24 protein-coding genes are annotated in these 25,537 nt (G+C 37.9%); 3 read left to right on the top strand and 21 right to left on the bottom strand.

Annotated features, from left to right (window positions below; genetic code table 11):
- A complete protein-coding gene (fumC, locus tag BM207_RS13540; protein WP_090995183.1) occupies positions 1 to 1,398 on the bottom strand; it encodes a class II fumarate hydratase in 1,398 nt (465 codons plus the stop codon).
- Positions 1,399 to 1,543: 145 nt separating this feature from the next.
- Between fumC and BM207_RS13535 the strand changes: the two genes are divergently transcribed.
- Positions 1,544 to 2,776 (top strand): serine hydrolase domain-containing protein, encoded by a 1,233-nt coding sequence (locus tag BM207_RS13535; RefSeq protein WP_090995180.1) that lies wholly within the window; start codon positions 1,544 to 1,546, stop codon positions 2,774 to 2,776.
- Between the two features lie 121 nt (positions 2,777 to 2,897).
- Here BM207_RS13535 and recG read toward each other — a convergent pair whose 3' ends face one another.
- The 6 genes from recG to meaB form a co-directional block, all read right to left on the bottom strand.
- A complete protein-coding gene (recG, locus tag BM207_RS13530) occupies positions 2,898 to 5,003 on the bottom strand; it encodes an ATP-dependent DNA helicase RecG (protein ID WP_090995176.1) in 2,106 nt (701 codons plus the stop codon).
- Between the two features lie 10 nt (positions 5,004 to 5,013).
- Entirely contained in the window at positions 5,014 to 5,916 is a 903-nt protein-coding gene (locus BM207_RS13525; RefSeq protein ID WP_090995172.1) for an EamA family transporter, read from the bottom strand.
- A 4-nt stretch (positions 5,917 to 5,920) separates the two neighbouring features.
- Positions 5,921 to 6,301: a RidA family protein gene (locus tag BM207_RS13520; RefSeq protein ID WP_090995709.1), complete on the bottom strand. Its 381-nt coding sequence runs from the start codon at positions 6,299 to 6,301 to the stop codon at positions 5,921 to 5,923.
- Positions 6,301 to 6,444 (bottom strand): DUF6728 family protein, encoded by a 144-nt coding sequence (locus BM207_RS19405; protein ID WP_317040310.1) that lies wholly within the window; start codon positions 6,442 to 6,444, stop codon positions 6,301 to 6,303. Before BM207_RS19405 ends, BM207_RS13520 begins: the two co-directional genes overlap by 1 nt.
- Before the next feature lie 69 nt (positions 6,445 to 6,513).
- Positions 6,514 to 7,854, bottom strand: coding sequence for an OmpA family protein (locus tag BM207_RS13515; protein WP_090995168.1), 1,341 nt, complete (start codon positions 7,852 to 7,854; stop codon positions 6,514 to 6,516).
- Between the two features lie 569 nt (positions 7,855 to 8,423).
- Complete coding sequence (meaB, locus tag BM207_RS13510; protein ID WP_245768112.1) at positions 8,424 to 9,296, bottom strand: methylmalonyl Co-A mutase-associated GTPase MeaB; 873 nt, start codon at positions 9,294 to 9,296, stop codon at positions 8,424 to 8,426.
- Between the two features lie 162 nt (positions 9,297 to 9,458).
- On the opposite strand from meaB, the gene BM207_RS13505 reads away from it, so the two are divergent.
- Positions 9,459 to 11,288 carry an ABC transporter ATP-binding protein gene (locus BM207_RS13505; RefSeq protein WP_090995162.1) on the top strand — a complete coding sequence of 610 codons (1,830 nt, stop codon included), beginning with the start codon at positions 9,459 to 9,461 and terminating at the stop codon, positions 11,286 to 11,288.
- Positions 11,289 to 11,294: 6 nt separating this feature from the next.
- Here the strand turns inward: BM207_RS13505 and BM207_RS13500 are convergent, their stop codons facing one another.
- From BM207_RS13500 to BM207_RS13440, 13 genes are all read right to left on the bottom strand, one after another.
- On the bottom strand, positions 11,295 to 12,401 hold the full coding sequence (locus tag BM207_RS13500) for a glycosyltransferase family 4 protein (protein WP_090995159.1): 1,107 nt from the start codon (positions 12,399 to 12,401) through the stop codon (positions 11,295 to 11,297).
- 19 nt (positions 12,402 to 12,420) lie between these two features.
- On the bottom strand, positions 12,421 to 13,293 hold the full coding sequence (locus BM207_RS13495; protein WP_090995156.1) for a glycosyltransferase family 2 protein: 873 nt from the start codon (positions 13,291 to 13,293) through the stop codon (positions 12,421 to 12,423).
- 2 nt (positions 13,294 to 13,295) lie between these two features.
- Entirely contained in the window at positions 13,296 to 14,501 is a 1,206-nt protein-coding gene (locus BM207_RS13490) for a glycosyltransferase family 61 protein (RefSeq protein WP_177217124.1), read from the bottom strand.
- 22 nt (positions 14,502 to 14,523) lie between these two features.
- Complete coding sequence (locus BM207_RS13485) at positions 14,524 to 15,627, bottom strand: DegT/DnrJ/EryC1/StrS family aminotransferase (protein WP_090995151.1); 1,104 nt, start codon at positions 15,625 to 15,627, stop codon at positions 14,524 to 14,526.
- Between the two features lie 66 nt (positions 15,628 to 15,693).
- Complete coding sequence (locus tag BM207_RS13480; protein WP_090995148.1) at positions 15,694 to 16,701, bottom strand: 3-oxoacyl-ACP synthase III family protein; 1,008 nt, start codon at positions 16,699 to 16,701, stop codon at positions 15,694 to 15,696.
- A 3-nt stretch (positions 16,702 to 16,704) separates the two neighbouring features.
- The gene (locus tag BM207_RS13475; protein WP_090995145.1) at positions 16,705 to 16,938 is read right to left on the bottom strand and encodes an acyl carrier protein; all 234 of its coding nucleotides are present in this window, start codon (positions 16,936 to 16,938) and stop codon (positions 16,705 to 16,707) included.
- A 2-nt stretch (positions 16,939 to 16,940) separates the two neighbouring features.
- Positions 16,941 to 17,474, bottom strand: coding sequence for a GNAT family N-acetyltransferase (locus tag BM207_RS13470; protein ID WP_090995142.1), 534 nt, complete (start codon positions 17,472 to 17,474; stop codon positions 16,941 to 16,943).
- Complete coding sequence (locus tag BM207_RS13465; protein WP_090995139.1) at positions 17,467 to 17,880, bottom strand: sugar 3,4-ketoisomerase; 414 nt, start codon at positions 17,878 to 17,880, stop codon at positions 17,467 to 17,469. Before BM207_RS13465 ends, BM207_RS13470 begins: the two co-directional genes overlap by 8 nt.
- Positions 17,880 to 18,287 (bottom strand): sugar 3,4-ketoisomerase, encoded by a 408-nt coding sequence (locus BM207_RS13460; RefSeq protein ID WP_090995136.1) that lies wholly within the window; start codon positions 18,285 to 18,287, stop codon positions 17,880 to 17,882. Before BM207_RS13460 ends, BM207_RS13465 begins: the two co-directional genes overlap by 1 nt.
- A gap of 77 nt (positions 18,288 to 18,364) precedes the next feature.
- Complete coding sequence (gene infB / locus BM207_RS13455) at positions 18,365 to 21,361, bottom strand: translation initiation factor IF-2 (RefSeq protein ID WP_090995134.1); 2,997 nt, start codon at positions 21,359 to 21,361, stop codon at positions 18,365 to 18,367.
- Between the two features lie 71 nt (positions 21,362 to 21,432).
- Positions 21,433 to 22,668 carry a transcription termination factor NusA gene (gene nusA / locus BM207_RS13450; protein ID WP_090995130.1) on the bottom strand — a complete coding sequence of 412 codons (1,236 nt, stop codon included), beginning with the start codon at positions 22,666 to 22,668 and terminating at the stop codon, positions 21,433 to 21,435.
- 3 nt (positions 22,669 to 22,671) lie between these two features.
- On the bottom strand, positions 22,672 to 23,136 hold the full coding sequence (gene rimP / locus BM207_RS13445) for a ribosome assembly cofactor RimP (RefSeq protein ID WP_090995120.1): 465 nt from the start codon (positions 23,134 to 23,136) through the stop codon (positions 22,672 to 22,674).
- 330 nt (positions 23,137 to 23,466) lie between these two features.
- Positions 23,467 to 23,901: a hypothetical protein gene (locus BM207_RS13440; protein ID WP_090995117.1), complete on the bottom strand. Its 435-nt coding sequence runs from the start codon at positions 23,899 to 23,901 to the stop codon at positions 23,467 to 23,469.
- A gap of 17 nt (positions 23,902 to 23,918) precedes the next feature.
- Between BM207_RS13440 and BM207_RS13435 the strand changes: the two genes are divergently transcribed.
- Positions 23,919 to 24,266, top strand: coding sequence for a phage holin family protein (locus BM207_RS13435; RefSeq protein ID WP_090995113.1), 348 nt, complete (start codon positions 23,919 to 23,921; stop codon positions 24,264 to 24,266).
- 78 nt (positions 24,267 to 24,344) lie between these two features.
- Here the strand turns inward: BM207_RS13435 and BM207_RS13430 are convergent, their stop codons facing one another.
- The gene (locus tag BM207_RS13430; RefSeq protein WP_090995110.1) at positions 24,345 to 25,490 is read right to left on the bottom strand and encodes an acyl-CoA dehydrogenase; all 1,146 of its coding nucleotides are present in this window, start codon (positions 25,488 to 25,490) and stop codon (positions 24,345 to 24,347) included.
- Positions 25,491 to 25,537: the final 47 nt, after the last annotated feature.

Raw genomic sequence — 25,537 nt, 5'->3', positions numbered from 1 at the left:
CTACTTCAACGATCCTACCATATCTTCTGGCTTAACCCAAGCATCAAATTGCTCATTGGTTAATAAACCTAATTCTACAGCAGCTTCTTTTAAAGTCTTATTTTCTTTATGCGCTTTTTTCGCAATTTTAGCAGCATTCTCATAACCAACGTGAGGGTTTAACGCTGTTACCAACATCAAAGAATTTTGAAGGTGTTTCTTGATCTCTGGTTCATTTGCAAGGATGCCTTCTGCACATTTGTCATTAAATGAGATACAAGCATCCCCAATTAATCTGGCCGATTGCAGCACATTAGCGGCAATTAACGGTTTAAAAACATTTAATTCAAAATGCCCAGTGGCACCTCCAATAGCAACTGCTACATCATTACCCATTACCTGTGCACAAACCATTGTCATTGCTTCTGGCTGTGTAGGATTCACTTTACCAGGCATAATAGATGACCCTGGCTCGTTGTCCGGAATGATGATTTCTCCAATTCCACAACGTGGTCCTGAACTCAACATCCTCACATCATTAGCAATTTTCATCAGTGAAACTGCTGTACGTTTTAAAGCGCCCGAAAGCTCAACCATTGCATCATGGGCGGCCAACGCTTCAAATTTATTGGGTGCAGTTACGAAAGGTAGACCTGTTAAATCTGCAATTTTTTTTGCTACCAAAACATCATAACCTTGAGGTGTATTTAACCCTGTACCTACAGCTGTACCACCTAATGCTAATTCTGCAACCATCACCAAAGAATTCTTAATGGCCCGAATGCTGTTATCTATTTGCTGTACATATCCAGAAAACTCTTGCCCTAGGGTTAAAGGAGTAGCATCCATAAAGTGTGTGCGTCCAGTTTTAGTGATATGTGCAAATTCTGCTACTTTCCTTGCCAAAGTATTTCGTAATTTTTCCAAACCCGGGATAGTATTCTCTGCTGTTAATTTATAAGCTGCAATATGCATCGCAGTTGGATAGGTGTCGTTTGATGATTGAGACTTATTCACGTCATCATTAGGATGAAGCACTTTTTGTTCATCTGTTAAAGCACCGCCATTAATTACATGTGCACGATTAGCAATAACCTCGTTTCCATTCATATTGCTTTGGGTACCCGAGCCTGTTTGCCAAATAACCAAAGGAAATTGATCATCTAGTTTACCGGCAATGATTTCATCGCAAGCTTTAGCAATAAGTGATGCCTTATCGGCTGATAAAACACCAAGTTCGTGATTGGCCTGCGCCGCTGCTTTTTTTAAATAGCCAAAAGCATGAATAATTTCCTTTGGCATCGAACCTTCGGGCCCTATTTTAAAGTTATTACGTGAACGTTCAGTTTGTGCTCCCCAGTATTTATCAGCAGGCACCTGCACTTCGCCCATTGTATCGTGTTCTATTCTAAAACTCATAATGTATGTTGTAATTTTCCTCAAAAATAAGGATTTATTGTCAATTAGTCTACACCACATGTTACAGAGAAAATGTTTAAAACTCTTTCTGCTTGTAAAGCCAATAATTCTTATTTTGCGACTTTTAACCATTTCCAGTCAATTCATGAGTTTTCGTTTACTATTCGTTTCATTTACGCTTACCATCCTTACCATTTCATCTTGCTCAAGTCAGGAAGAAAAAACTAAAAAAGTTGAAGCCGACAAAAAAATCAGAGTTAAAGCTGATGACACTGCCGATATGAAATTGTTAGCTTACGACCCTAAAAAAGGAGATCGTTGGATTGCCGACTTTGTGCAGAATTTACATAGAAAAACCGGCTTCAATGGAAATATGTTGGTAGCCAGGAAAGGTAAAATTCTTTATGAAAAATCTGTTGGGTGGGCAGATTATCTTCATCGTGATAGCTTAAAAATCAATTCAGAATTTGAGCTGGCATCCGTTACCAAAACATTTACAGGCGTCGCTATTATGCAGCTCGTAGAAGCTGGGAAATTAAAACTTGCAGATAATGTAAAAAAGTTTTACCCTAATTTTCCATATGAGGGAATAACCATTGAACTGCTGTTAACACATCGAAGTGGAATGATGAACTATGTTTATTTCATCGACGACATCTGGCGCAAAGAAAAGAAGGATCAAAAGAAAGGCGTTTCTAACCAAGAGGTAATGAATATAATTGCCGATAAAAAACCCAACCGATATACTAAACCAAACGATCGATTTCACTACAATAATTCCAATTATATGGTTTTGGCTGCCATTATAGAAAAGGTTACAGGTAAAACGTATGCCAATTACATGATGGAGCATATCTTTAAACCTGCGGGTATGAAAAATACGCATGTTTATTCAACAACGGTGTACCCAAAAATTCCGGTTGATGTAGTAGGGCACGATCGTACCTGGCGTTACTCGGTGGTACAAAATTTTTTAGATGGCCCAGTGGGTGATAAAGGCATTTATAGCACACTACACGATCTGGTGCTCTATGACAAATATTTAAAGAATGGAAGATTGCTTACTCAAAAAAGCTTGGATTCAGCCTATAAAGGGAGGAATAAACCTGTAAACGGTCATTTTAATTATGGCTACGGCTGGAGGATGTTTGAGGGGAAGGGAATGGATAAAGTAGTTTACCACACGGGATGGTGGCATGGATTCCGACATATCTACGTTCGTAATCTTGATAAAGACATTGTGGTAATTTTTTTAGGGAACTTAACCAACGGAAGTCTAACGCATTTAGACGAGCTTTTTAAGTATCTTAAAATGCCCATTATTAGAAAAGGTGCCTATTCAGGTTCGGGATCATTACCTGGTAGCGACGAAGATTAGCTGATCCAACTTGCGAGATCGTCATTGCGAGGAGTAAACTGCGTCATTGCGAGGAACGAAGCAATCTAATCGTAAGATTGCTTCGTTCCTCGCAATGACGAGGTCTTAAGATGGAATAATTTTAAGATATCTTATCAAACGCTATGGCCCTTGTTCTTTTATCTAAATAGGTTTTAAGTAAACTGTTATCGGGGCTGCTTAACATCGGATCTTTTTCAAATAATTCGATAACCGTATTTCTGGCTTCCTGCAAAATAATCTGATCCTTTGCTAAGTTTGCCATTTTAAGTTCCAATACCCCACTTTGTTGCGTTCCGGTAATATCACCGGGACCACGCAACTGCAGGTCGATTTCAGCTATTTCAAAACCATTGTTTGTCTTTACCATGGTGTCTAATCGTAATTTTGAGTTTGGGCCAAGTTTAGCGGCCGACATTAAAATACAAAAAGACTGTTCGGCACCACGACCAACCCTTCCTCGCAGCTGATGGAGCTGTGATAATCCGAAACGCTCTGCATTTTCAATAACCATTACAGATGCATTTGGTACGTTTACACCCACTTCGATTACCGTAGTTGCCACCATAATCTGAGTCTTCCCATCAATAAAGCGTTGCATTTCGTATTGCTTGTCTGCATTGGGCATTTGGCCGTGAACAATACTGATCTGATAATCTGGCAAAGGAAACTGATCCCGCATTTGCGCAACTCCCTCTTCCAAATTTAACAAATCTAATTTTTCACTTTCCTTAATCAACGGATAAACTATGTAAACCTGCCGGCCTTTAGCAATCTCCTGTTTCATAAATCCAAACATCCTTAAACGCTGTCCTTCGAATAAATGTTTGGTTTCAATGGGCTTTCTTCCCACCGGAAGTTCATCAATTACCGAGACATCCAAATCGCCATACAAAGTCATAGCCAAGGTGCGTGGAATTGGTGTGGCTGTCATCACCAGGATATGTGGGGGAACAATATTTTTTCTCCAAAGTTTCGCCCTTTGTTCAACACCGAAGCGATGTTGCTCGTCTATTACCACCAAACCCAGATTTTTAAATCTAACTTTATCCTCTATCAGGGCATGGGTTCCTACCAAAATATCGATTTCACCAGCTTCCAACTGCTCGTGCAATAAGGTGCGTTGCTTTTTGGTGGTGTTCCCTGTTAAAATCGCAACTTTTGCCAAATCATCATTTAAAAGTGATGCTATGGAGTGGTAATGTTGGCGGGCTAATATCTCAGTCGGTGCCATCATACAGGCTTGATAGCCATTGTCATTTGCCAATAACATACTCATTAGCGCAACAACTGTTTTTCCACTTCCTACATCCCCCTGTATTAAACGGTTCATTTGAACACCCCGTTGTGTATCAAGTCTAATTTCTTTAATAACACGCTTTTGGGCGTTTGTTAATTCGAATGGCAATATTTTATTGTAAAAGGTATTGATCTTCTCCCCTACCTCATTAAACAGCGCTCCTTTAAACTTAAGACTTCTTAATTGCTTGTTATGTAATAGCTGTAATTGAATGAAGAACAATTCTTCGAATTTCAAACGTCTTTCCGCCTGTTGAAGCTTAAAAGTATCCCGTGGAAAATGTATCTGAATTAAAGCCTCTTTTCTGCTAACAAGCTTGTACTTTTCAAGTATGTACTTAGGCAATGTTTCTCTAACCTCATTAATATGAAGTTCAATAATAAGGTGGATCAATTTTTGGATCCCTTTACTATCCAAGAAGCTCTTTTTAAGCTTTTCGGTAGTGTTATAAATAGGCTGCAAAGTCAAATTGCCGGTAATACCTGCCTGTCTTGGAAACAATTCCATGTCAGGGTGAGAAATACTAAAGCTATGATTAAATAAATTTGGCTTACCAAAAGCGATGTATTTGCCGCCCCGTAAAATGTTTTCCTCTACCCATTTTAAGCTTTGGAACCAAACCAGCTCCATGGTTCCGGTTTCATCTGTAAACTTAACTAATATGCGCTTCTTATGTTTTTCTCCAATTATTTCTTTGGCACTTACTTTACCGATAACTTGTACCAAAGGCAGATCGGGGTGGAGTTCATTAATTTTATAGAACCGTGTTCTATCTATATACCGAAATGGATAATGATTTAAAAGTTGCTCATAGGTAGTAACTCCTAACTCCTTCTGTAAAAGTTCGGCACGCTTAGGGCCTACGCCCTTAAGGTATACCAGCGGTGTATCTAAATTTGAGGCAAACAAATGATTATTATTATTTTCTCTTAAAAGTAAAGATATCTTTTATCAAGTTCCAATTAAATAGGAAAACTGCAGATAGTAGTAACAGATAAGCTAACAATTGATGAGCACTGATTTTTTCATCAAAATACAAAACCGCTACTGTAAATGCAATGATAGGGTTAAGATAAATGATAATACCTAGCGTGGAGGATGGAATTCCAATTAATGCATACAAGCTCAAGAACAAAGGAATAACCGTAAACAAAACGGCTATAACAATAATATGTCCCCAAAACCATGTTCCTACTGGAAAGCTTTCATGATGGTAAATATAAAATGGAAGCATCAAGACTACGGCTACAGTAATTTGCAAAGCCAATACATTCAGCTTATCCAGATATTGCATCTTCCGCTGTATAATTAAATAAAACGCGTATAATGCCGCAATAATCACCGACCAAAGCACTTCTATAAACGAACCAGTAGCAAGCATAATGATACTCATGAGTGCGATTGCAAGTGCAGCAAGCTTGATCTTGGAAAGCTCTTCTTTTAAAATAACGAAACCACCGAAAGCTGTAATCAAGGGGCAAACCATATAGGCAAATGCTGCCGATTTAAGACTTACATTATTTACAGCATAAATGAAGGTATACCAGTTAAGGGTAAGCAGTACACTCGCACCAATAACTTGATAAACAATTATTTTTTTATCTTTTAGGGATGCCGATCTATAGAATTGTAGATCTTGTTTTAATATATTTCTTCTAAAAAGAAAAATTGCAGCCCATATTACAATCAAGGAAGTAAATATTCGATAATACAATATTTCTTCCGCAGGAAATGCTTTAATATTTCTTAATGGAATAGAAAAAAAACCCCAAATTGCTACAGATAAAAAAGCGGCTAATAAATACCGAGATTTTGATTTCAATGAGTTACCCCTGATAGGCTGTTACAGATATTTCTACATTCACCCCTTTTGGCAAACCTTTTACAGCAACCGTTTCGCGCGCTGGGTAGGTATCGCTAAAGTAGGAACCATATACTTCATTAACAGCGGAAAATAATTCCATGTCTGCTAAAAATATAGTAGTCTTAACCACATGATCAAAGGTGTAGCCTGCTTCCAAAAGCACTGCTTTAATATTACGCATCACCTGATGGGTTTCCTCCCCAATAGAAGATAGATTAAGCTCCCCATTCTCTGGATTTATAGCTACCTGACCGGATAGAAATAAAAATCCATTCGCCAATATGGCTTGACTGTATGGTCCAATTGGAGCTGGAGCATTTTTTGTGTTGATTACTGTGTTCATTATTTCTTTAATATAAACCATTGGATAAGCTTCCAAGTTATGCCTCCGACAAATAATATAATGGCAATTGCGTTAATCCAATGCATTACCTTAATATTAAAATTGACAGGTCTCTCGGGGTCTCTTTTCCTGAAAAAATACATATGCAAATGTAATAAAAAAACCCCGTAGCACTTATAAGTACTACGGGGTTTCTATTGAATTAAGAAAGACTAGTTTCTTGAAGTCTCAACACGACGATTTTGGATACGACCTTCTTCAGTATCGTTAGAAGCAATAGGGTTAGCTTCACCAAAACCTTTTGCAGTAACTTGGCTAGAATTAACACCAGAGTTTACTAAATAAGTTTTAACAGAATTCGCTCTATCTTTAGATAATTTCAAATTGTATGCAGCAGTACCTTCGCTTGAAGCATAACCTTTTGCAGTTATTTTACCACCGTTTTCACGCAATGTAGAAGATAATTTATCTAAGATTGGATAAGCTTCGGTTTTTAAAACTGAGCTATTGAATTCGAATTGAATAGTTTCCCATCCTGATGCAGTTGAAGTCTCAGTAGCAGTTACAGGAGCTGGAACAGGAAGTGGACAACCCGAGCCATCTACTGCAGTTCCCGCAGGAGTTCCAGGACATTTGTCAAATTGATCAGCAACACCGTCACCATCAGAATCTTTTTTCAAGTCTTCGATTGATTTCTCAACGTTAGAAACACGGTTTTTCAATGCTTCAACTTCTTGACGTAATGAAGGATCTTTCAATTCATCATACATCAAAGCAAGTGGGTTAACCCAATCTAAGTTAGGTTTAGCTTTAGAACCTAAAGAGAATTCTAAACCAGCTGAAGTATAGCTAAATTTATCAAAGTTAGACGTGATACTGCTACCAGCTTGAACACCGTTTACATTGAAATCATCTACAAAGCTCATCGTATAATTCAAATTAAATGATACGTTATCAGAAATCTTGAATTTCACACCTGCTCCTACTGGAATATATGCACCATGGTAATACTTATCACCATCAAGTGGTTTTTGAGTTGTACTAGTACCGTTTCCAGCAGTTACCGTTGGCTCATAAGCTAATAAACCGTAACCAGCATTTAAAATGAAGTTAACTGAGTTTTCACGACTTAAAAAATCTACAGTAGCAACATTGATAACACCTCTTAAATCGGCTGCATAACCAAATTTAGTTTCAAATGATGCAATACCATTTTGAACACCACCAGCAGCATCTTCGTTGCTTCCAGAAATTTTACCTCTCATAATGTTACCTTCTAAGCCAAATGCATGACCTAATTGTTTACGGATTGAAACTCCATAACCTAAGTTAACACCCCAGTTAGTAAAGTCATTTCTACCACCTAATAAAACAACAGGCTGAAGAATACCCGCGTTCACACCTAGTGACCAAGTTCTGTATTGACCTCTACCACCAAATACCTTGGCAGAAGAAGAAGGAGCAGGAGCATCTTGTGCACTAACAAGAGACGTTGCTCCCATCAATACTACTAAAGAGGCTACAAGACCCTTTTTTAAAGTAGAATAATTCATAATTTTCTTTTTTAAGGTTAAACAAATATTAATTGTATAATTTTTTGTAAAACAAAATTAAACAAATTTTTATAATCTCAAAATACTATACAAACTCCGTTCCAAACTTAAAATGAGCCAAAAATTAGGATAAATTCCCATATTTCTTCGCGGCAGTTTGCTTCACAGACAACTATCCTTTATAAGCAGAAGGTCAATTCCACAAAAAACTTAAAAAGAACACGTTAGAGATAGCTCAAACGTTTGCTTTCCAGGCGTTAGATAAGGATAAAGCAATCGTTTGCGGATTATTCAAGTATATTCCCTATTTTAAATGGACATGAATCAAATCCGCATTTTAATGAATTTCTAAACTGTCCTAATCGACCATACAGGGAAGTCCTTTTTTTAAGACAGCGGCAGGTTATTAGCTGGCCCGTCATTGCGAGACACTAAACGTCATTGCGAGGTACGAAGCAATCTAGCTGTGAGATTGCTTCGTACCTCGCAATGACGGGAATCCTCGCAATGACGGGAATCCTCGCAATGACGGGAATCCTCGGAATGACGGGAGCTTGCACAATACCCCCTTAAAACCTCTCCGCTACAAAACGATAAATATTAAAGTCGGCCGCTAATGACGCTTCTTCAATATCCCTCCTAAGCTTTACTTTATCAATATCTGCGGTTCGCTGATGTTGAATTATCTTAAACGCTTTTTCTGCAAGTAAGATTCTCTTGCTATTGCCGTGAAACGTTTCCTTTTTGATGAGCCATTTACACAAGTCCTCAACACCCTCATTTTTATCCGCAACAGTTTTAAATATTGGGATATTTTGATGTTGCTGGTTTAATAATTTCTTAAGATTATTAGCGAAAGCTGAAGCACCCTCTCGGTCTGCTTTGTTTACTACAAATGCTTGCGCAATCTCCATCAATCCTGATTTTATATTTTGAATTTCGTCGCCGGATTCGGGTACCAACACAACTATCGTTTTATCAGCTAGGCCTGCAATTTCTACTTCAGACTGGCCTACACCTACCGTTTCGACCAAAATTAAATCAAAATTACTCGAACGAATAAGGTCAATCATTTCTAAGGTTTTTGTAGAAACGCCACCTAGTGACCCCCGGGTTGCAATAGAACGTATATATACATTGGGCTGATTAAATTGTTGGGACATTCTAATCCTATCACCCAGTAAGGAACCAAAATTAAAAGGAGAAGTAGGGTCTACCGCCAATACGGCTATCTTTTTGCCGGTTTTCACAAAATACGAAACAATTGCATTCACCAGCGTACTTTTACCTGCACCCGGCGGACCAGTAATTCCAATAACAGGAATATGGTGGTTAATTTTAATATGCTTTAATAAGGCTGGCGCAGGCTCAATCTCATTCTCAACCAAAGTTAAGCCCCTAGCCAGGGCTCTAAAATTGCCTTCAGCAATATTCTTCTTCAATATTTGATAAGCCTCCATCTTTTACTATTTCTCACAAATAACGATATTTTCATTGATTATGGGAAATTAGAGATAGACGGTGTAATTTGAATCTATTCTTGATACCCGATACTAACTACTTGATATTAAAAATACGTAACTTTGATTCTTTATACCCTCTAAATGAAGACGTATTTTAGATTATTATCTTTTGCTAAGCCCATTGAGAAATTTGCAATACCTTATATAATTGCAACATTGCTATCGATAGTTTTTGGAACATTAAATCTCACTTTATTGATTCCGCTTTTTGAAACACTGATGCCCGCAGAGCCAGGTAAAACCAAGACTATCTCAGACACGGCTGAATCATTATTTGATGTGACTGGACAGTTGAGAGACTTTGTTATGTCCTCCAAGATCAATAATGGCGCTTCACAGACGCTGACTTACGTTTGTTTATTAATTGTGGGCTCTGTGTTGTTATCTAATATTTTCAGATATCTTTCTCAACGTTATATGGAGGACTTGAGAGTTCATACTTTACTTAATCTACGTAAAACGGTATTTAATAATGTAATGGACTTACAGGTAGGTTTTTTTAATAACGAGCGGAAAGGCGACATCATTTCGAAAGTAGCCTCCGATGTACAGGTAGTCCAGTTCACCGTTACCAATACTTTGCAGGTGGTATTTAAAGAACCATTAACATTAATCGTCTATGTGCTAGTCCTCCTATCTATCTCTATCAAACTCACCTTATTTTCGCTTTTAGTGATCCCTATTTCTGCATTTATCATCAGTAAGATTGTAAAACGTATTAAAAGACAGGCAAAGGAAGCTCATGAATCATTTGCTAAAATGATTGGGTTTTTAGACGAAGCTTTAGGGGGGATTAAGATTATAAAGGCTTTTAATAGTACAGAAAGAACAAAAGACAAATTTCACAAAGAAAATATTGTATACTCTAATTTAAATCGAAAAATGGTACGCAGGCAGCAACTTGGCTCACCAGTGTCCGAGTTTTTGGGTGTTTTGATGGTTGCGATTATTGTATGGTATGGGGGCAATTTAATCATTAGTAATCAGCCAGATGCTTTATCAACGAGCCAGTTTATAGGATATATTGCTATATTCTCTCAAGTAATGCGGCCAGCAAAGGCCTTAACCGATTCTTTTAGTGGTATACATTCGGGTATTGCTGCGGGGGAGCGAGTGTTAGACTTAATTGATACCAAGCCGGCAATGACCAATAAGCCGGGTGCAACTACGTTGGATCAATTTGAACAGGAGTTAACCTTCGAAAACGTTTCCTTCAATTATAATGATAAGCAAATACTTAAAGACATCAGTTTATCTGTTAAAAAAGGTACAACAGTGGCATTAGTTGGCCCATCAGGTGGCGGAAAGAGTACCTTAATGGATCTCATCCCGCGCTTTCACGACCCTAAAACAGGTGCACTTAAAATCGACGGTTTTGATTATAAAGATTTAACTGTAGAAAGTATTAGAGCTAAAATGGGCATCGTTAACCAAGAAAGCATCTTATTCAATGATACTATATTTAACAACATTGCTTTTGGCAAACCAGATGCTACTGAAGAGGAGGTGATCGTTGCAGCTAAAATAGCGAATGCACACGAGTTTATTACGTCTTCTGAGGAGGGATATCAAACTTTCGTAGGTGATAGGGGTAATAAACTATCTGGCGGGCAACGACAGAGAATTTGTATCGCAAGAGCGGTTTTAGCTAATCCACCAATCATGTTACTAGACGAAGCCACATCGGCGTTAGATACCGAATCGGAAAAATTAGTTCAAGAAGCCTTAAATAATTTAATGCAAAACAGAACATCAATTATCATCGCACATCGTTTAAGCACCATCCAACATGCAGATGTTATTGTAGTAATTGACAAAGGAGAAGTTATTGAAATGGGCAGCCATACTGAATTAATGTCAGAAAACGGCTTATACAGACGTTTAATAAATATGCAAGCATTTAATGATTAACCTTTACTAGGTGTTAGCCTCTATAATTTTAGTAAGCTTTTGAACTTGGGTCTTAGCGTTAAAGCTTTTTGCGTATGATTTAATTTTTGCCTTATCGTATTTAGCATATTCGTTTGCCATTTTATCCATGGCATTTGCCAGTTCCTTAAAGTTTAGCTGGTCTACGATAACGCCTAAATCTTTGTTTACAAATTCTTTTATTCCTCCAGAGTTAAACCCCGCAATCGGCATCCCTAAATGTGCTGCTTCGATCATCACCAATGGAAAAGAGTCTTCTCTGGAGATGGATAAAAAAGCATGTCCCAGATTAAAATAGTTATAGTAATCAATATCTTTCTTCCCTACAAAAAATACCCTATCCGAAAAATAATGGGCAACAGCCTGTTCAGTGTAAAACATAGCACCAATCCGTTCCTTATGGCCAATCCAAATTATCTTATGTCTGTTAGGTAGCTCTTTTAACAAGGGTATTAAATAATCAATGCCTTTAATAGTAGAGGTATTCCCAGAAATAATCCAAACGAAATCAGTTTCTGTAAAATTAAATTCGTTTCTGATCTCTTCATTCTTTTCCGTTAAGCAAATATTTTCCTCATTTACAAAGCCATATAATAGCTGTACATTTTGATGACCCATATCTCTTAGCTTCTCACATACCACCCGCGAACACCCTATACATAAACTGGAAAGAACAGCTTTTTGCAAAGTTTTGTATTTAAACAAGCCGTAAGCTAAAGGAAGTTCATGAATATGTGAAATCACTTTGATTCCTAATTTATGGGCAATTTCATAAGCATCTCTATTTGCAAGAGAATTTATATACCAATAATCGGCCTTGAATTTTTTTTGTATCAATCGAAGCTGAAACTCCACTGGATTGATAGTAAATGCATAAAGAAGTAATCTTAATAGCTTAAATAAAAAGTTGGGGTGTTGTTTGTAGCCGACTGAAAAAGGGATGTTTTTAGGCAGCGCTTTAGTTAGAACCCCATTATCTTTGGAGAACAAGTAAGGCTTTATAGCATTTGTATCAAGATTTTGCAAAATATAAAGCAGTTGCATCTCTGAGCCACTCCTGCCAAAATAGGGCGTTATAAATAGGATTTTTTTCACGTTAGCATTTTTTTAGCCCTTAAAAATGACCGTATAAATAATATCTCAAAATTAACTTTCTATAAGAAGAATTAAGAAAATTACTAAATGTAGGGTTAAAATACTTTTTTGCTTCCTGGAAATCAGTTTTTCCGAATTCTTTTATGGCTTGCAGCTCCCAGTTTCGCTTAATTTTATTAAAAATCGGTGCTGGAAGATTAGTCCATTTTTTAAGAATCTTAAATCTTGCTTTAGCCATATCTATCACCCTGTTAGAAGTATTATTATCATGGGTTCGATAATAAGCCAGCTTCTTATCTATAAATCCTACCCTATACTTGGCCGCAATTCTTAACCACATATCCAGATCCTCAATCAAGAGGTCCTCATCAAATAGTCCAATCACATTTAAAATATCCTTTTGTATTAAAACAGTGAGTGCAGGAATTAAACACTTACCATAGGCTATTTCCTTAAAAGAATAGCTCCCTTTAAATGCCTGAGGATTAAACTCACCCGTTACTGTAGAAGATCCGTTGACAAAAAACGCTTTACTACAAACCAAAGCACAGTCGGGGTTTTTTTGCATAAACATTATCTGTTCACTTATTTTATCAGGATGCCAATAGTCATCTGATGCAACGAATGCAATGTATGCTCCATTCGCGTACTTCATGATTGCCTTATTCAATGTGGCAGATAACCCTATGTTTGTTTGAACCTCAAAAATAAAATCATAGGTAGTCTGCAGTCTTCTAATCACTTCTGCGCTGTTATCCGTCGACCCGTCATCGATCACGATCAATTCAATTTTTTGATAGCGTTGGTTTAGTATGCTAAGAATACATTCTTCGACATATTGTTCATGGTTGTAACATGGAACGATAACGGAAACTAATGGTAATGCATTCATTTTTATGTTAGGAGCGCTATTGTTTGATCAATTTCATGCAAATCAATAGTAAATGGTTCATGCAAATCCGAATCTTCATTTAAAATTAAATCCTTATCAAATAGATAAATCATTTCTACGCCAACATATTTCGCTATCGTAGAAAATATAGATAAATTTAGTTTATAATTAGTTAAACAAACTACTTTGCACTGATCATTACAAAACAAAATATTTGTAAATGCAGCGCCTGTTGCACCAATAATAAGTTCGGCGTTGTTAAATATAGAGATTTGTTCTGACATAGCATGATCTTCAGGGAAATAGAGCTTAAAACCATACTTTTCTAACCGGGCATAAATCTCATCCTCATTATAGCCCCTTCTGCCGCTTGCATTTTTTCTGGAGATGAAGATTCTTTTTGGAAAGTTTATGGGTTTACCTTTTTCTAGGAGCTTACGTAAGTACGCAATAGATGATAAATCGAACATTGCAGAAGATGCATTGATCTTGGTAATATTTTTATAGTTTGGTGGAATAATATTTGGGCAGGAGATATGAAATGCCTCACCTATAGTATACGCCTGATTTTCTGTGACAGTAATGATTTTGCGATTATCGGTATTTAGATAGCTTAATATTTCAACGCATTGCGGAATAATCATGAATGCTTCATCCATGATTAATGGAATATCTTTGTCCAGATTCAGGGTATCTAGCGTTCGAAATTTTACCATTATCTCTAAAAGCATATGGTAGTAGTTGGATGAATAATTGCCCACAAATATTAACCCTTTGTCAAAAGATTCTTTGGCATAATCGGCCACTAATACGCATTTATCATCTTTATAATACCTGATTGCAGAATCAGAGTATTCAAACTCGTTACGGGTATCCAAAAACTTGATGTCGTATAAAACATGCTTTTCATCCAGAATGATCACGTCAGAGCGACCAATAATTTTGACATCATTTAGCTTAACAACGTATTCAGTGCCTTCTGCATGTTTTAATTCAGTATCAACAATTGAATTGAAAAATTGGATTGAATTGTAACTTAAAGTGATCTTACGTGCTCGTATAAAGGTTACCTTCGTTGGATGAATTAGGGCATATTTATTTATAGGGATAAAGTATCTTTCAAAAAACCATTTAGCTGTGATGTATTTAACCAAGGGCTTTAATAATTCAACTTTATCTCTTCTGTAAATTCTGATCATTTTCTTCATCAGATAATTCTTGATTCCAGACTTATTCCGCATAACTATTGATAACAGCAATAATTTTTTCAACATCCTTATCGGCTAATACTGCACTGATCGGCAAGCTGATAATCTCTTTATGTATTTTTTCGGTAACTGGGAGCGAAAGATGATTTAAATGCTGATAGGCTTTTTGCTGGTGGGGGGGGATTGGATAATGAATAATCGTTTGGATATTATTTGCAGTTAAATAAGACTGGAAGCGTTCTCTTTCTTTTACCCTCACAACGAATACATGCCATACATGGCTGTTTTGATCCTTTACTTTAGGCAACGATACATGTGGGTTTTTTATTCCATTTATAAATTGATTGGCAATTGCTCTTCGCCGTTCAATTTCTTTCTCCAGATACTTTAGCTTAACAGCCAATAAGGCTGCTTGCAACTCATCTAGCCTGCTATTTACTCCTTGGTATTCATTTTGGTACTTTATTTCCGAACCATAATTGGCCAGCGCACGAATGGTTTTGGCCAGCAGGTTATCATTAGTGGTAACTGCTCCACCATCTCCTATGGCGCCCAAATTTTTACCTGGGTAAAAACTAAAACCAGCTGCATCTCCCAAGCTTCCTGCCTTGTTCCCTTCCTTGCTAGCACCATGTGCTTGTGCAGCATCTTCGATTATTTTAAGGCCGTGCTGCTGTGCAATAATAGAAATTGCACTTAAATCTGCCAGCTGCCCATATAAATGAACTGCTAAAATACCTTTAGTTCGTGGAGTAATATGGGCCGTTATTAGCGCAGGGTCAATATTGTAAAAATCCAGCGTCGGCTCTACTAATACAGGCACTAGATTATTCGCAGAAATCGCTAAAACACTAGCAATATAAGTATTGGCAGGCACAATAATTTCATCTCCGTCCTGCATCATGCCGAGCTCTTTATAGGCACGGAAAATCAATATCAAAGCATCAAGGCCGTTTGCTACCCCAACGCAGTGTTCAACACCACAATAGTCTGCAAATTCTTCCTCAAATCTTTTAACTTCCTCTCCTAGAATATACCAACCAGAATCGATTACCCGATTAAATGCGTTTTGTAGTTCTTCCTTATACTGTGCATTTATACGCTGTAGATCTAAAAATTTTATCAAAACTTATATGTTATATATTATAGCATTACGTTAATTTAGGAGAATGCGTTACAAAAGATTCTTAATTTATTTAAAATGAAGAACGGTAGCACCCCAGGAATAACCCACACCGAATCCCGCCAATAAAACTTTTGCGTCGGTATCAATCCGTTTAGCAGCTAACGCTTCTTTTAGTGCAATAGGTATGGTAGAAGAAACAGTATTTCCACAATTCTCGAGATAAAGAAAAAACTTGTCCTCCGGTATGCCAATTTTTTTCCGAATAAAATTTAACATAAATGCATTGGCTTGATGAAAGATAAAAAGATCAACTTCTGGCAATGTAAGTTTACTTTTGGACAACACTTCATTTACCATAAGTGGTACTGCTTTCGCCGTAAATGAAAATATTTCGCCTCCATTCATATATAAATTATTATCATTCCTAAAAGACCCATCATCTTGTAAAAGGTCCTCTCCACTTAACTCCCTATTCCTGGACGCTCCGTTTTTAACAATAAGGTTTTCTGCGCCCGATCCATCTGTTCCCAAAACAAAGTCACCTATTTCGCACAGTGACTCCTTTGCTGTTATTAAAGTAGCCGCAGCGGCATCAGCGAAGAGCGTACGATTTCCCTTATCTTTATCGTTGATAAATTTGCTATAGGTCTCTGAAGTAATCAACAATATATTGGTGGCAATTCTTGCTGCTATCAATCCTTTTGCCAAACTCAAGCCATAGACATATCCAGAACAGCCCAAATTAAAATCTAATGCCCCAGCACTTGTAGGTATCTTTAAACGATCTTGAACAATACAGGCTGTAGTGGGTAAAAAATAATCGGGACTTTGCGTACAGAGCAAAATAAAATCAATTTCGTTTCTGTCGATATTATATTCTAAGAAAAGCTTCTCGGCCGCAAGAATAGCCATATCGCTGGTAAACTCATCTTTTCCTGCAATTCGTCTTTGATAGATACCTGTTTTACTTGATATCTTATCGGCCGACCATTCTGGAAAAAGTCTATTTAATTGATCGTTGTCTAGCACATGATCTGGAAGGTAATACGATACCCCATGTATGTAAGCACCCATAACCTAAACGATTTTAGATTCCACCAGGGCAAACAACTCTTCAACCGTACCTACTGACTTGAAATCTTGAGGAAGAATTTTTACGTTATAATCATCTTCTATCATCATTTGTATAGAAAATGCAGTCAGTGAATCCCATGTATCCAGTAGTTTAAAGTTTACATCTTTATGAATGTTTCCCATTTCTGTATCTTCAAATTGAGCAGCGAATTTTTCAACGAATTGATCAAGTTCCATAACTATAACATTTTAATAAATCTCTCCCTTGCCTTCAGAAAGTTAGCTTCACTAAGCTGAAAAAAAACATTCAGCTCATCTTCTGCGATCTTTTCAGGCGAATAATGTAAATGATATCTTAATACCTTCTTATTTTCTTTTCTAACATTGAACGTACAGCATTTGAAATTTAACAGCTCAAATCCTACTTCTTTAGCAATGATATCTGCTTTAATGGCAGCCCCATTGGGTGCCTCTTTAGCGAAAAGCCAACTCCCAAGTTCAAAACAGGAGCCATTTAACTCTGAAAGCCTAGTAGTCCCCCACCGTTCATTTTCCGGCCCAACAGCTACAAAATAATATTCCTCTCCTCGGCTTTCGCGTTCCTTATATTTTTGTATCCAATTGATTTGGTCTTCAAGGCTAGCGCTGGTTTTGGAAAGATGCCTGCCTAAAGTCTCATCATTTCGCAACCTCAAGATAAAAGCGGCATCGTCTGCTTCTACCAGCCTAAGCGTGATGCCGTAGCGTACAATATTTTGCAGTTCTCTATTCATTAATTAATTTAGAAAATTCGCCATAATCCCTTATGTAGTCATCCTCCGAAAAGTTTAGGGAGGCAAGTACCAATAAAACGGCTCCGGAAGAAAAATTAATCAGTTCCCTCCATATTAAAGGGGTTACATATAATCCGAAATTTGGCCTATTTAGGGTGATTGTGCGTTTATTTTTTCCATCATCTAAAACCACATCAAAACTACCACTAGCTGCAATAATTAACTGTTGCAATTCTTTGTGAGCATGGCCTCCACGTGTTTCTCCACCCGGCACATCATATAGGTAATAAATCCTTTTAATATCAAAGGGAATATCCTGAAGGCCATGAACGGGCGTAATATTTCCTGCCCTATTGTTAATTTTGGGTAACTCTATTACGCTACAATTATATATGGAAGGTTTCATCAACATTTGCTTTTAATAAAACTCTCCATATCCCTTTCATAATCATTTTCATCATACGGTGTAGAAGATAGAATTAGTGCGCATGAATTGGTGGAGAAATTCTCCATATGTCTCCACATCCCATTAGGGATATATAAACCAACATAAGATCTATTTAGCGAAAATTCGGTAGTGGTAAAGCCATCGTTTATCACCACGGTAAAACTACCGGACAAGGCAATAATTAGTTCTTGGTTTTCCTTATAACTATGTCCCCCTCTAATTTCGCCACCTGGAACATCGTAAATCCAATATGTTCTTTTAATGGCAAACGGTATGTGCTGCATTTCTTCCACAAAAGATAGATTGCCCCTGTCATCCAAAATCTTGGGTAAAGAAAGTAGCTTCGGACTGTGATCTGAGGTCATGCTTTTCATTTGTTAGGTAGGACAAATATAAAAAAAGAGCGACAAAATCGCTCTTTTTACATTATATAAAATGCTCTTTATAACTTTCTCTTCACTTCAACTTGTTCGTAAGCTTCTACAATATCGCCTACTTCAATGTTGTTAAAGTTTTGGATGTTCAATCCGCACTCATAACCTTTAGATACTTCTTTAACATCGTCTTTGAAGCGCTTTAAGGAAGCTAACTCGCCGGTATAAACGACTACGCCATCGCGTACAATACGAATCTTACTGTTTCTATTAATCTTACCGTCAAGCACCATACATCCTGCAATGGTTCCCACTTTGGTAATTTTAAAGGTTTCACGGATTTCTACGTTAGCCACAATTTTCTCTTCAAATTCTGGAGCCAACATACCTTCCATAGCCGCCTTAATCTCATTAATGGCATCGTAAATGATAGAATATAAACGGATATCGATTTGTTCCGCTTCGGCTAGCTTACGCGCACCTGGTGAAGGACGTACCTGGAAACCGATGATGATGGCATCTGAAGCAGATGCTAACAATACATCAGACTCTGAAATCTGACCAACCGCTTTACCAATAATATTGATTTGAATTTCTTCAGTAGATAATTTCAACAATGAATCGGCAAGTGCCTCAATTGAACCATCCACGTCACCTTTAACAATCAAGTTTAACTCTTTAAAGTTACCAATGGCTAAACGACGACCAATCTCATCTAAGGTAATATGTTTCTGGGTACGTAAACCTTGTTCACGCATCAATTGTAAACGTTTATTTGCAATCTCTCTCGCTTCAACCTCACTTTCCATTGCATTAAATTTGTCACCAGCAGTAGGTGCGCCTTGCATACCTAATACCTGAACTGGTACCGATGGCCCGGCTTCAGCTACTTTGGCACCACGTTCGTTGAATAACGCTTTCACCTTACCGCTATAACTACCGGCTAAGATTGGATCGCCAACTCTTAACGTTCCTGCCTGTACCAATATGGTAGTTACGATACCACGTCCCTTATCAAGTGTTGCCTCGATAACAGTTCCTGTAGCACGTTTGTGAGGATTAGCTTTTAATTCTAATAATTCAGCTTCCAGTAATACTTTATCAAGTAACAAATCAACATTTAAGCCGCTCTTACTCGATATTTCTTGCGACTGGAATTTACCACCCCAATCTTCCACCAGGATATTCATCACCGACAACTGTTCTTTTACCTTGTCAGAATTAGCACCTGGCTTATCAATTTTTGTAAAGGCAAACACCAATGGAACACCGGCTGCCTGAGCGTGATTGATTGCTTCTTTTGTCTGAGGCATCACTGCATCGTCAGCCGCAATTACAATAATAGCAATATCTGCTACTTTAGCACCACGAGCACGCATTGCCGTAAAGGCTTCGTGACCCGGTGTATCTAAGAAAGTAACTTGCTTGCCAGAGTTAGTGGTTACTTTATAAGCACCGATATGCTGTGTAATACCACCAGCCTCACCGGCTACCACATTTGCTTTACGAATATAATCTAGTAGGGATGTTTTACCATGATCTACGTGGCCCATAATGGTTACCACCGGAACTCTTGGCTCTAAATCTTCTACTGCATCTTCTTCTTCAATTACACTGTCGGCCTCTTCATCAGCTTTTACAAACTGTATTTCGTAACCAAATTCGTCGGCAACAATTGTTAGTGTTTCCGCATCCAGACGTTGGTTAATGGACACAAACATACCTAAGCTCATACAAGTACCAATAATTTTGGTTACTGGTACGTCCATCATATTCGCTAACTCATTTGCCGTAACAAATTCTGTTACCTTCAATACTTTAGATTGTAATTGCTCTTCTGCTGCTGCCTCCTCTGCTGTTAATGCTACATCATCACGTTTCTGGCGACGAAGTTTGGCACGCTGCGCAAATTTACCCGATTTACCAGCACCACTTAAACGAGCAAGTGTTGCTTTAATCTGATCTTGTATTTCTTTTTCTGTTGGTTCCTCTTTAGGTCCACCCGGGGCGGCGCCACCAGGTCTGGCATTTCTAAAGTTAGGGCGACCGCCAGCTGTATTGTTCGTATTATTTCTAAAATCAGGGCGGTTTCCAACTGGTGCTGCTGGGCGTGGTGCCTGCGCTTGCGAAGGTTGGTTAGCTTGACCTTGATTTCCTTGTCCCTGGGGAGCATTTGGTCCTCCAGGAGTTTTCTTACGCTTACGTTTACGTTTTGCAGCCTCGCTATCTCCCGCAGATGAAGCAACCGGTTGGTTTCTACGATCTGGAGTAGTGGGCAAAACGATCTTTCCAATAATGTTTGGCCCTGATAATTTTACAGAACGTGCTTTAATTACCTCATCCTCCGGTGCAGGAGTTTCTGCAACAGGTTTTGGCGTAACAACAGGTTCAGGAGCTTTAACGGGTTCCGAAGCTTTAGGGGCTTCCACAACAACTGGTTTTTCGGCAGCAATTTCAGCAGGTTTCTCAACCGCAGCTGGAGTTTCAACTTTAGGTGCAACCGGCGCTTCTTCCTTTTTGGCTACCTCGGCAGCTTTTGGTTCAGCAGGCGCTGCTTCTTCTTTCTTAGCAGGACGAGTTTTAGTATTAAGATCGTCAAGATCTATTTTACCTACCACTTTAACGCCCGGCAGAGATCCTTCTTCAGCTTTCTCTGCTACTGGCTCCACCGCTTTAACCGGCTCTTCAACCTTTGGAGATTCAACAACAACTGGTTTCTCTTCTTTTGGTTTTTCTACCGGAGGTGCGTATGAATGAAGATTTTTAATTAGAATACCTTCGTTTTCAAATTCTGGTTTTTTTCTAGGCGTCTCAGGAGCCTTCTCAGCTACTTCAGGTTCATCACGACGAATTTTACCTATAACGATTTGATTGGCTTCTTCTTTTACGATTTTATCCCCCTGAAACTCTCTCAATAATGTATCATACATTTCTTTTGAAAGTTTTGTAGTGGGCTTATTTTCCACAGCAAAGCCTTTCTTACTTAGAAATTCTACGGCTGTAGCAATCCCTACGTTAAGTTCCTTAACTGCTTTAAATAAAATTATGGGTTTGTCGTCTGACATTGATTATCCTATTATTTACTAAATTATATACAAAAGTAACGTTTATTCTTATTTATTCAAGCATAGAACGTTTATTCAAATTCTGATTGCAAAATGCTAATCACCTCTTTAATGGTTTCTTCTTCTAAATCGGTCCGTTTTACCAGCTCATCAACAGATAAAGCTAAAACACTTTTTGCAGTATCGCAACCAATAGCTTTTAATTCATCAATAATCCAGCTATCGATTTCGTCTGAGAACTCTTCGATATCTACATCTTCATCTTCTTCTCCAGCCTCGCGATAAACATCGATTTCATATCCTGTCAATTTACCTGCCAATTTAATGTTATGTCCACCTCGTCCAATCGCTAACGAAACCTGATCTGGTTTCAAATAAACTGAAGCATGTTTGGTGGCATCATCTAATTTAATCGACGTAATTTTAGCAGGGCTCAACGCACGTTGAATGTACAATGAAATATTATTGGTAAAATTAATTACATCAATATTTTCATTTTTAAGCTCTCTCACAATTCCGTGGATGCGAGATCCCTTCATTCCCACACAAGCACCAACTGGATCAATTCTATCATCATACGATTCAACGGCTACCTTAGCACGCTCTCCTGGTTCACGAACAATTTTCTTAATGGTGATTAGTCCATCAAAAATTTCAGGAACTTCGATTTCGAATAAGCGTTGTAAGAATTCAGGCGCAATTCTCGAGATAATGATTTTTGGCGTTGCATTTACCATGTCAACCTTAGAAATTACCGCCCGTACCGAATCACCTTTCTTGAAATAGTCTGCAGGGATTTGCTCCGTTTTAGGCATCATCAACTCGTTTCCTTCGTCGTCTAATACCAAAGTTTCTTTTTTCCAAACCTGATAAACTTCACCCGTAACAATCTCGCCAACTCTATCTTTGTATTTCTTAAAGATCTCATCTTTTTCTAATTCCAATACTTTCGAAACTAAGGTCTGACGAGCAGCTAAAATTGCTCTACGCCCAAAACTTTCTAAAGTAATTTGCTCAATGTAGTCGTCGCCAACTTCCATATCCGGATCTAGTTGCTTTACTTCAGCAAGTTCAATCTCCAGATCATCATCTTCAGAAAACCCGTCTTCCATTACTTTTCTGGTACGCCAAATCTCCAAATCCCCATTATCAGGATTTACAATTACGTCACAGTTCTCGTCTGTTCCATATTTTTTACGCAACATACTGCGAAATACCTCTTCCAGCACACTAATTACTGTAGGGCGGTCGATATTCTTGAATTCTTTAAACTCTTGAAATGAATCGATTAAATTAATATTGCTCATTTGTTATTTAAATGAAATTAAAACCTTTGTTTCTACTATATTATTAAACTCAATGGGGGTTTCTACCAATTGAGCTTTTTTTCCTTTTTCTTTCACTTGGGCTTCAACCACGATGCCCTGCTCGTCAACAGCCAACAATTCACCTTCCATTTTTTCGCCGCTTGTCAATTTAACGCTTACGTCTCTGCCAATATTTTTTTTATACTGCCTAACTAACTTAAGGGGCTCACCCACTCCGGGAGACGAAACTTCCAAATTATAAGCTTTTTCTATTAAGTTTTCTTCTTCTAAATGAAAACCAACATGCCTGCTAATGGCCGCACAATCTTGGATGCTTATGCCTTCATCACCATCAACATGAATAATTAGCTTATGATTAGGCAATAACTTAACCTCTACTAAAAATAACTCGGGGCGGTCAGCAATTTTCTCCTCTACAAGCGCTACAACTCTTTTTTCTACTTGCATATCCTAAAATCTTGTAAAATAAAAGAGGGGACTCTGTCCCCTCTTCTTCCTCTATTACCGTGCAAATGTACGAAAAAAAATTAAATTGTACTAAAGTTTTTAGGATTAATCAATTAATCGACTAACTATTGTTCGAGTATCGCTCTATATTTCCGTGCATCAGCCGTGCATTAGCTGTGCATAAGCCGTGCCTAAGCTGTGCCTCGATGCACGGTAAACCCATGGGTAACGCAGGCAGCGTGCAGGCATAGCCCAACGCTGTATGGAACGACAACCGAACAACTCTACTGGAAAGATACTAGATGGGCAGGGAAACACTAAAATACACTATTATTTTGGATATTTTAGCATTTTCTGCTGTTTTTTTATTTGATGTCCTATTTCAGACCGCGTAACATCTCCACTTCCTGCAAACTGGGTATTGAGCATAGTCTCTACTAAATAGGTCTTTCCTTTCACAAAAGGACTATCTGGCCTAAAGACCAGATTTTCTCCTTGCATGATTAACTTGCCTGGCCATTCGCGCTCCATACTTGTCGAATCATCGTCCGCAGGAGTCTCTAAAACAGACAATATTTTTTGATACATAGTATCAGTTTTTATGTTATTTTTAAGCTGTAATAAAGCAGCTGGCTCAATGCTCGAAACAAGAATGGATGAGCTATCAGCCGAAAACCGGATGGATAAAGGCGTAGCGTCTTGCGTGTTACAAGCCAACAATAGACCACTTAAAACAAAATAAAGGTATAACTTGTATTTAAACATTTAACTAAATTAAGCATATGAAAACAATAGTCGAAATTTTATTAATGGGTTTAGCTATGCTCATCGGAGCATACATTATACCAGGGGTTCAAGTTGATGGGTATCTAAGTGCAATTATTGCCGCCGTATTGATAGCAATAGCGAATGCAACTATCGGTTTAATCTTAAGAATTTTTACATTTCCATTAAATGTACTAACCCTAGGTTTAATCTCATTTGTTATTACCGTGCTGATGATCCTTTTAGTTGATCATTTAATGGACGGCTTTAACACCACGGGCTTTTTAGCCGCTGCTATTTTAGCGATTGTTGTTGCGGTGATAAAGATGGTACTGGATGCGATATTTGGGGTTAAAAAAGATTAATTTTTAGTACTTAGTACCCTGATTGGGCGTTTATACATAATACCTAAAGCGCTATCTCTAACTACTATATACTAATTACTATATACTACCTAAAATACTTCTACTAATTACCATTTTTTGTATTTCTGAAGTGCCCTCATAGATCTGCGTGATTTTTGCGTCACGCATCATTCTTTCTACATGGTACTCTTTCACAAATCCATAACCTCCATGCACCTGAACAGCTTCTACTGTAATATCCATTGCTGCCTTGCTAGCAAAAAGCTTAGCCATCGAACCTGCTAAAACATAAGGCAAACCTTGATCTTTTAACCATGCTGCCTTATAAACTAACATTCTTGCAGCCTCAATTTGAGTTGCCATGTCGGCCAATTTAAAGGCAATGGCTTGATGCTCCGCAATTGGTTTGCCAAATGATTTTCTTTCCTTAGCATAGGCTAATGCTAATTCGTAAGCCCCCGCAGCAATACCAAGTGCTTGAGCAGCGATACCAATCCTGCCACCCTCTAACGTTTTCATGGCGAATTTAAAACCAAAACCATCTCCACCAATGCGATTCTCTTTAGGCACTTTAACATCACTAAACATTAAAGAATGTGTATCGGAACCCCGAATACCTAATTTATTCTCTTTGGGGCCAATTGTAAACCCTGGTGTATCCTTCTCTACAATAAATGCATTAATTCCTTTATGCCTGAGTGCTTTATTTGTTTGGGCAATCACTAAGTAAGTACTAGCTGTACTGCCATTTGTAATCCAATTTTTTGTTCCATTTAACAAGTAATGGTCTCCCATGTCTTCAGCGGTAGTTTGCTGCGAGGTTGCATCAGAGCCAGCTTCCGGTTCTGAGAGACAAAAAGCACCAATCTTCTCACCACTTGCTAATGGCTTTAAATATTTCTCTTTCTGAGCCTCATTACCGTAGGCTTCTAAACCATAACATACTAGGGAATTATTAACAGATACCACTACAGAAGTAGAAGCATCAACCTTCGATAATTCTTCCATCACCAAAACATATGAAACAGCATCCATACCACTGCCATTGTATTTCGGATCAACCATCATTCCTAGAAAACCTAATTCTCCAAGTTTCTTAACTTGCTCGGCAGGAAATTTTTGATGTTCATCTCGCTCAATCACACCAGGCTTTAATTCCAATTGCGCGAAATCTCTTGCAGCCTGCTGAATCATTAATTGTTCTTCACTTAATTCAAACAACATAATTATATTTTAAAAATGGTTAGATTGCCAAATTTAGTATTTCTATT

Origin of the sequence: Pedobacter insulae, from assembly GCF_900113525.1 — a bacterium.
GTDB lineage: Bacteria > Bacteroidota > Bacteroidia > Sphingobacteriales > Sphingobacteriaceae > Pedobacter > Pedobacter insulae.
Note: the sequence above shows the minus strand (reverse complement) of the source record. Positions and strands in the feature narration are given on the sequence as shown.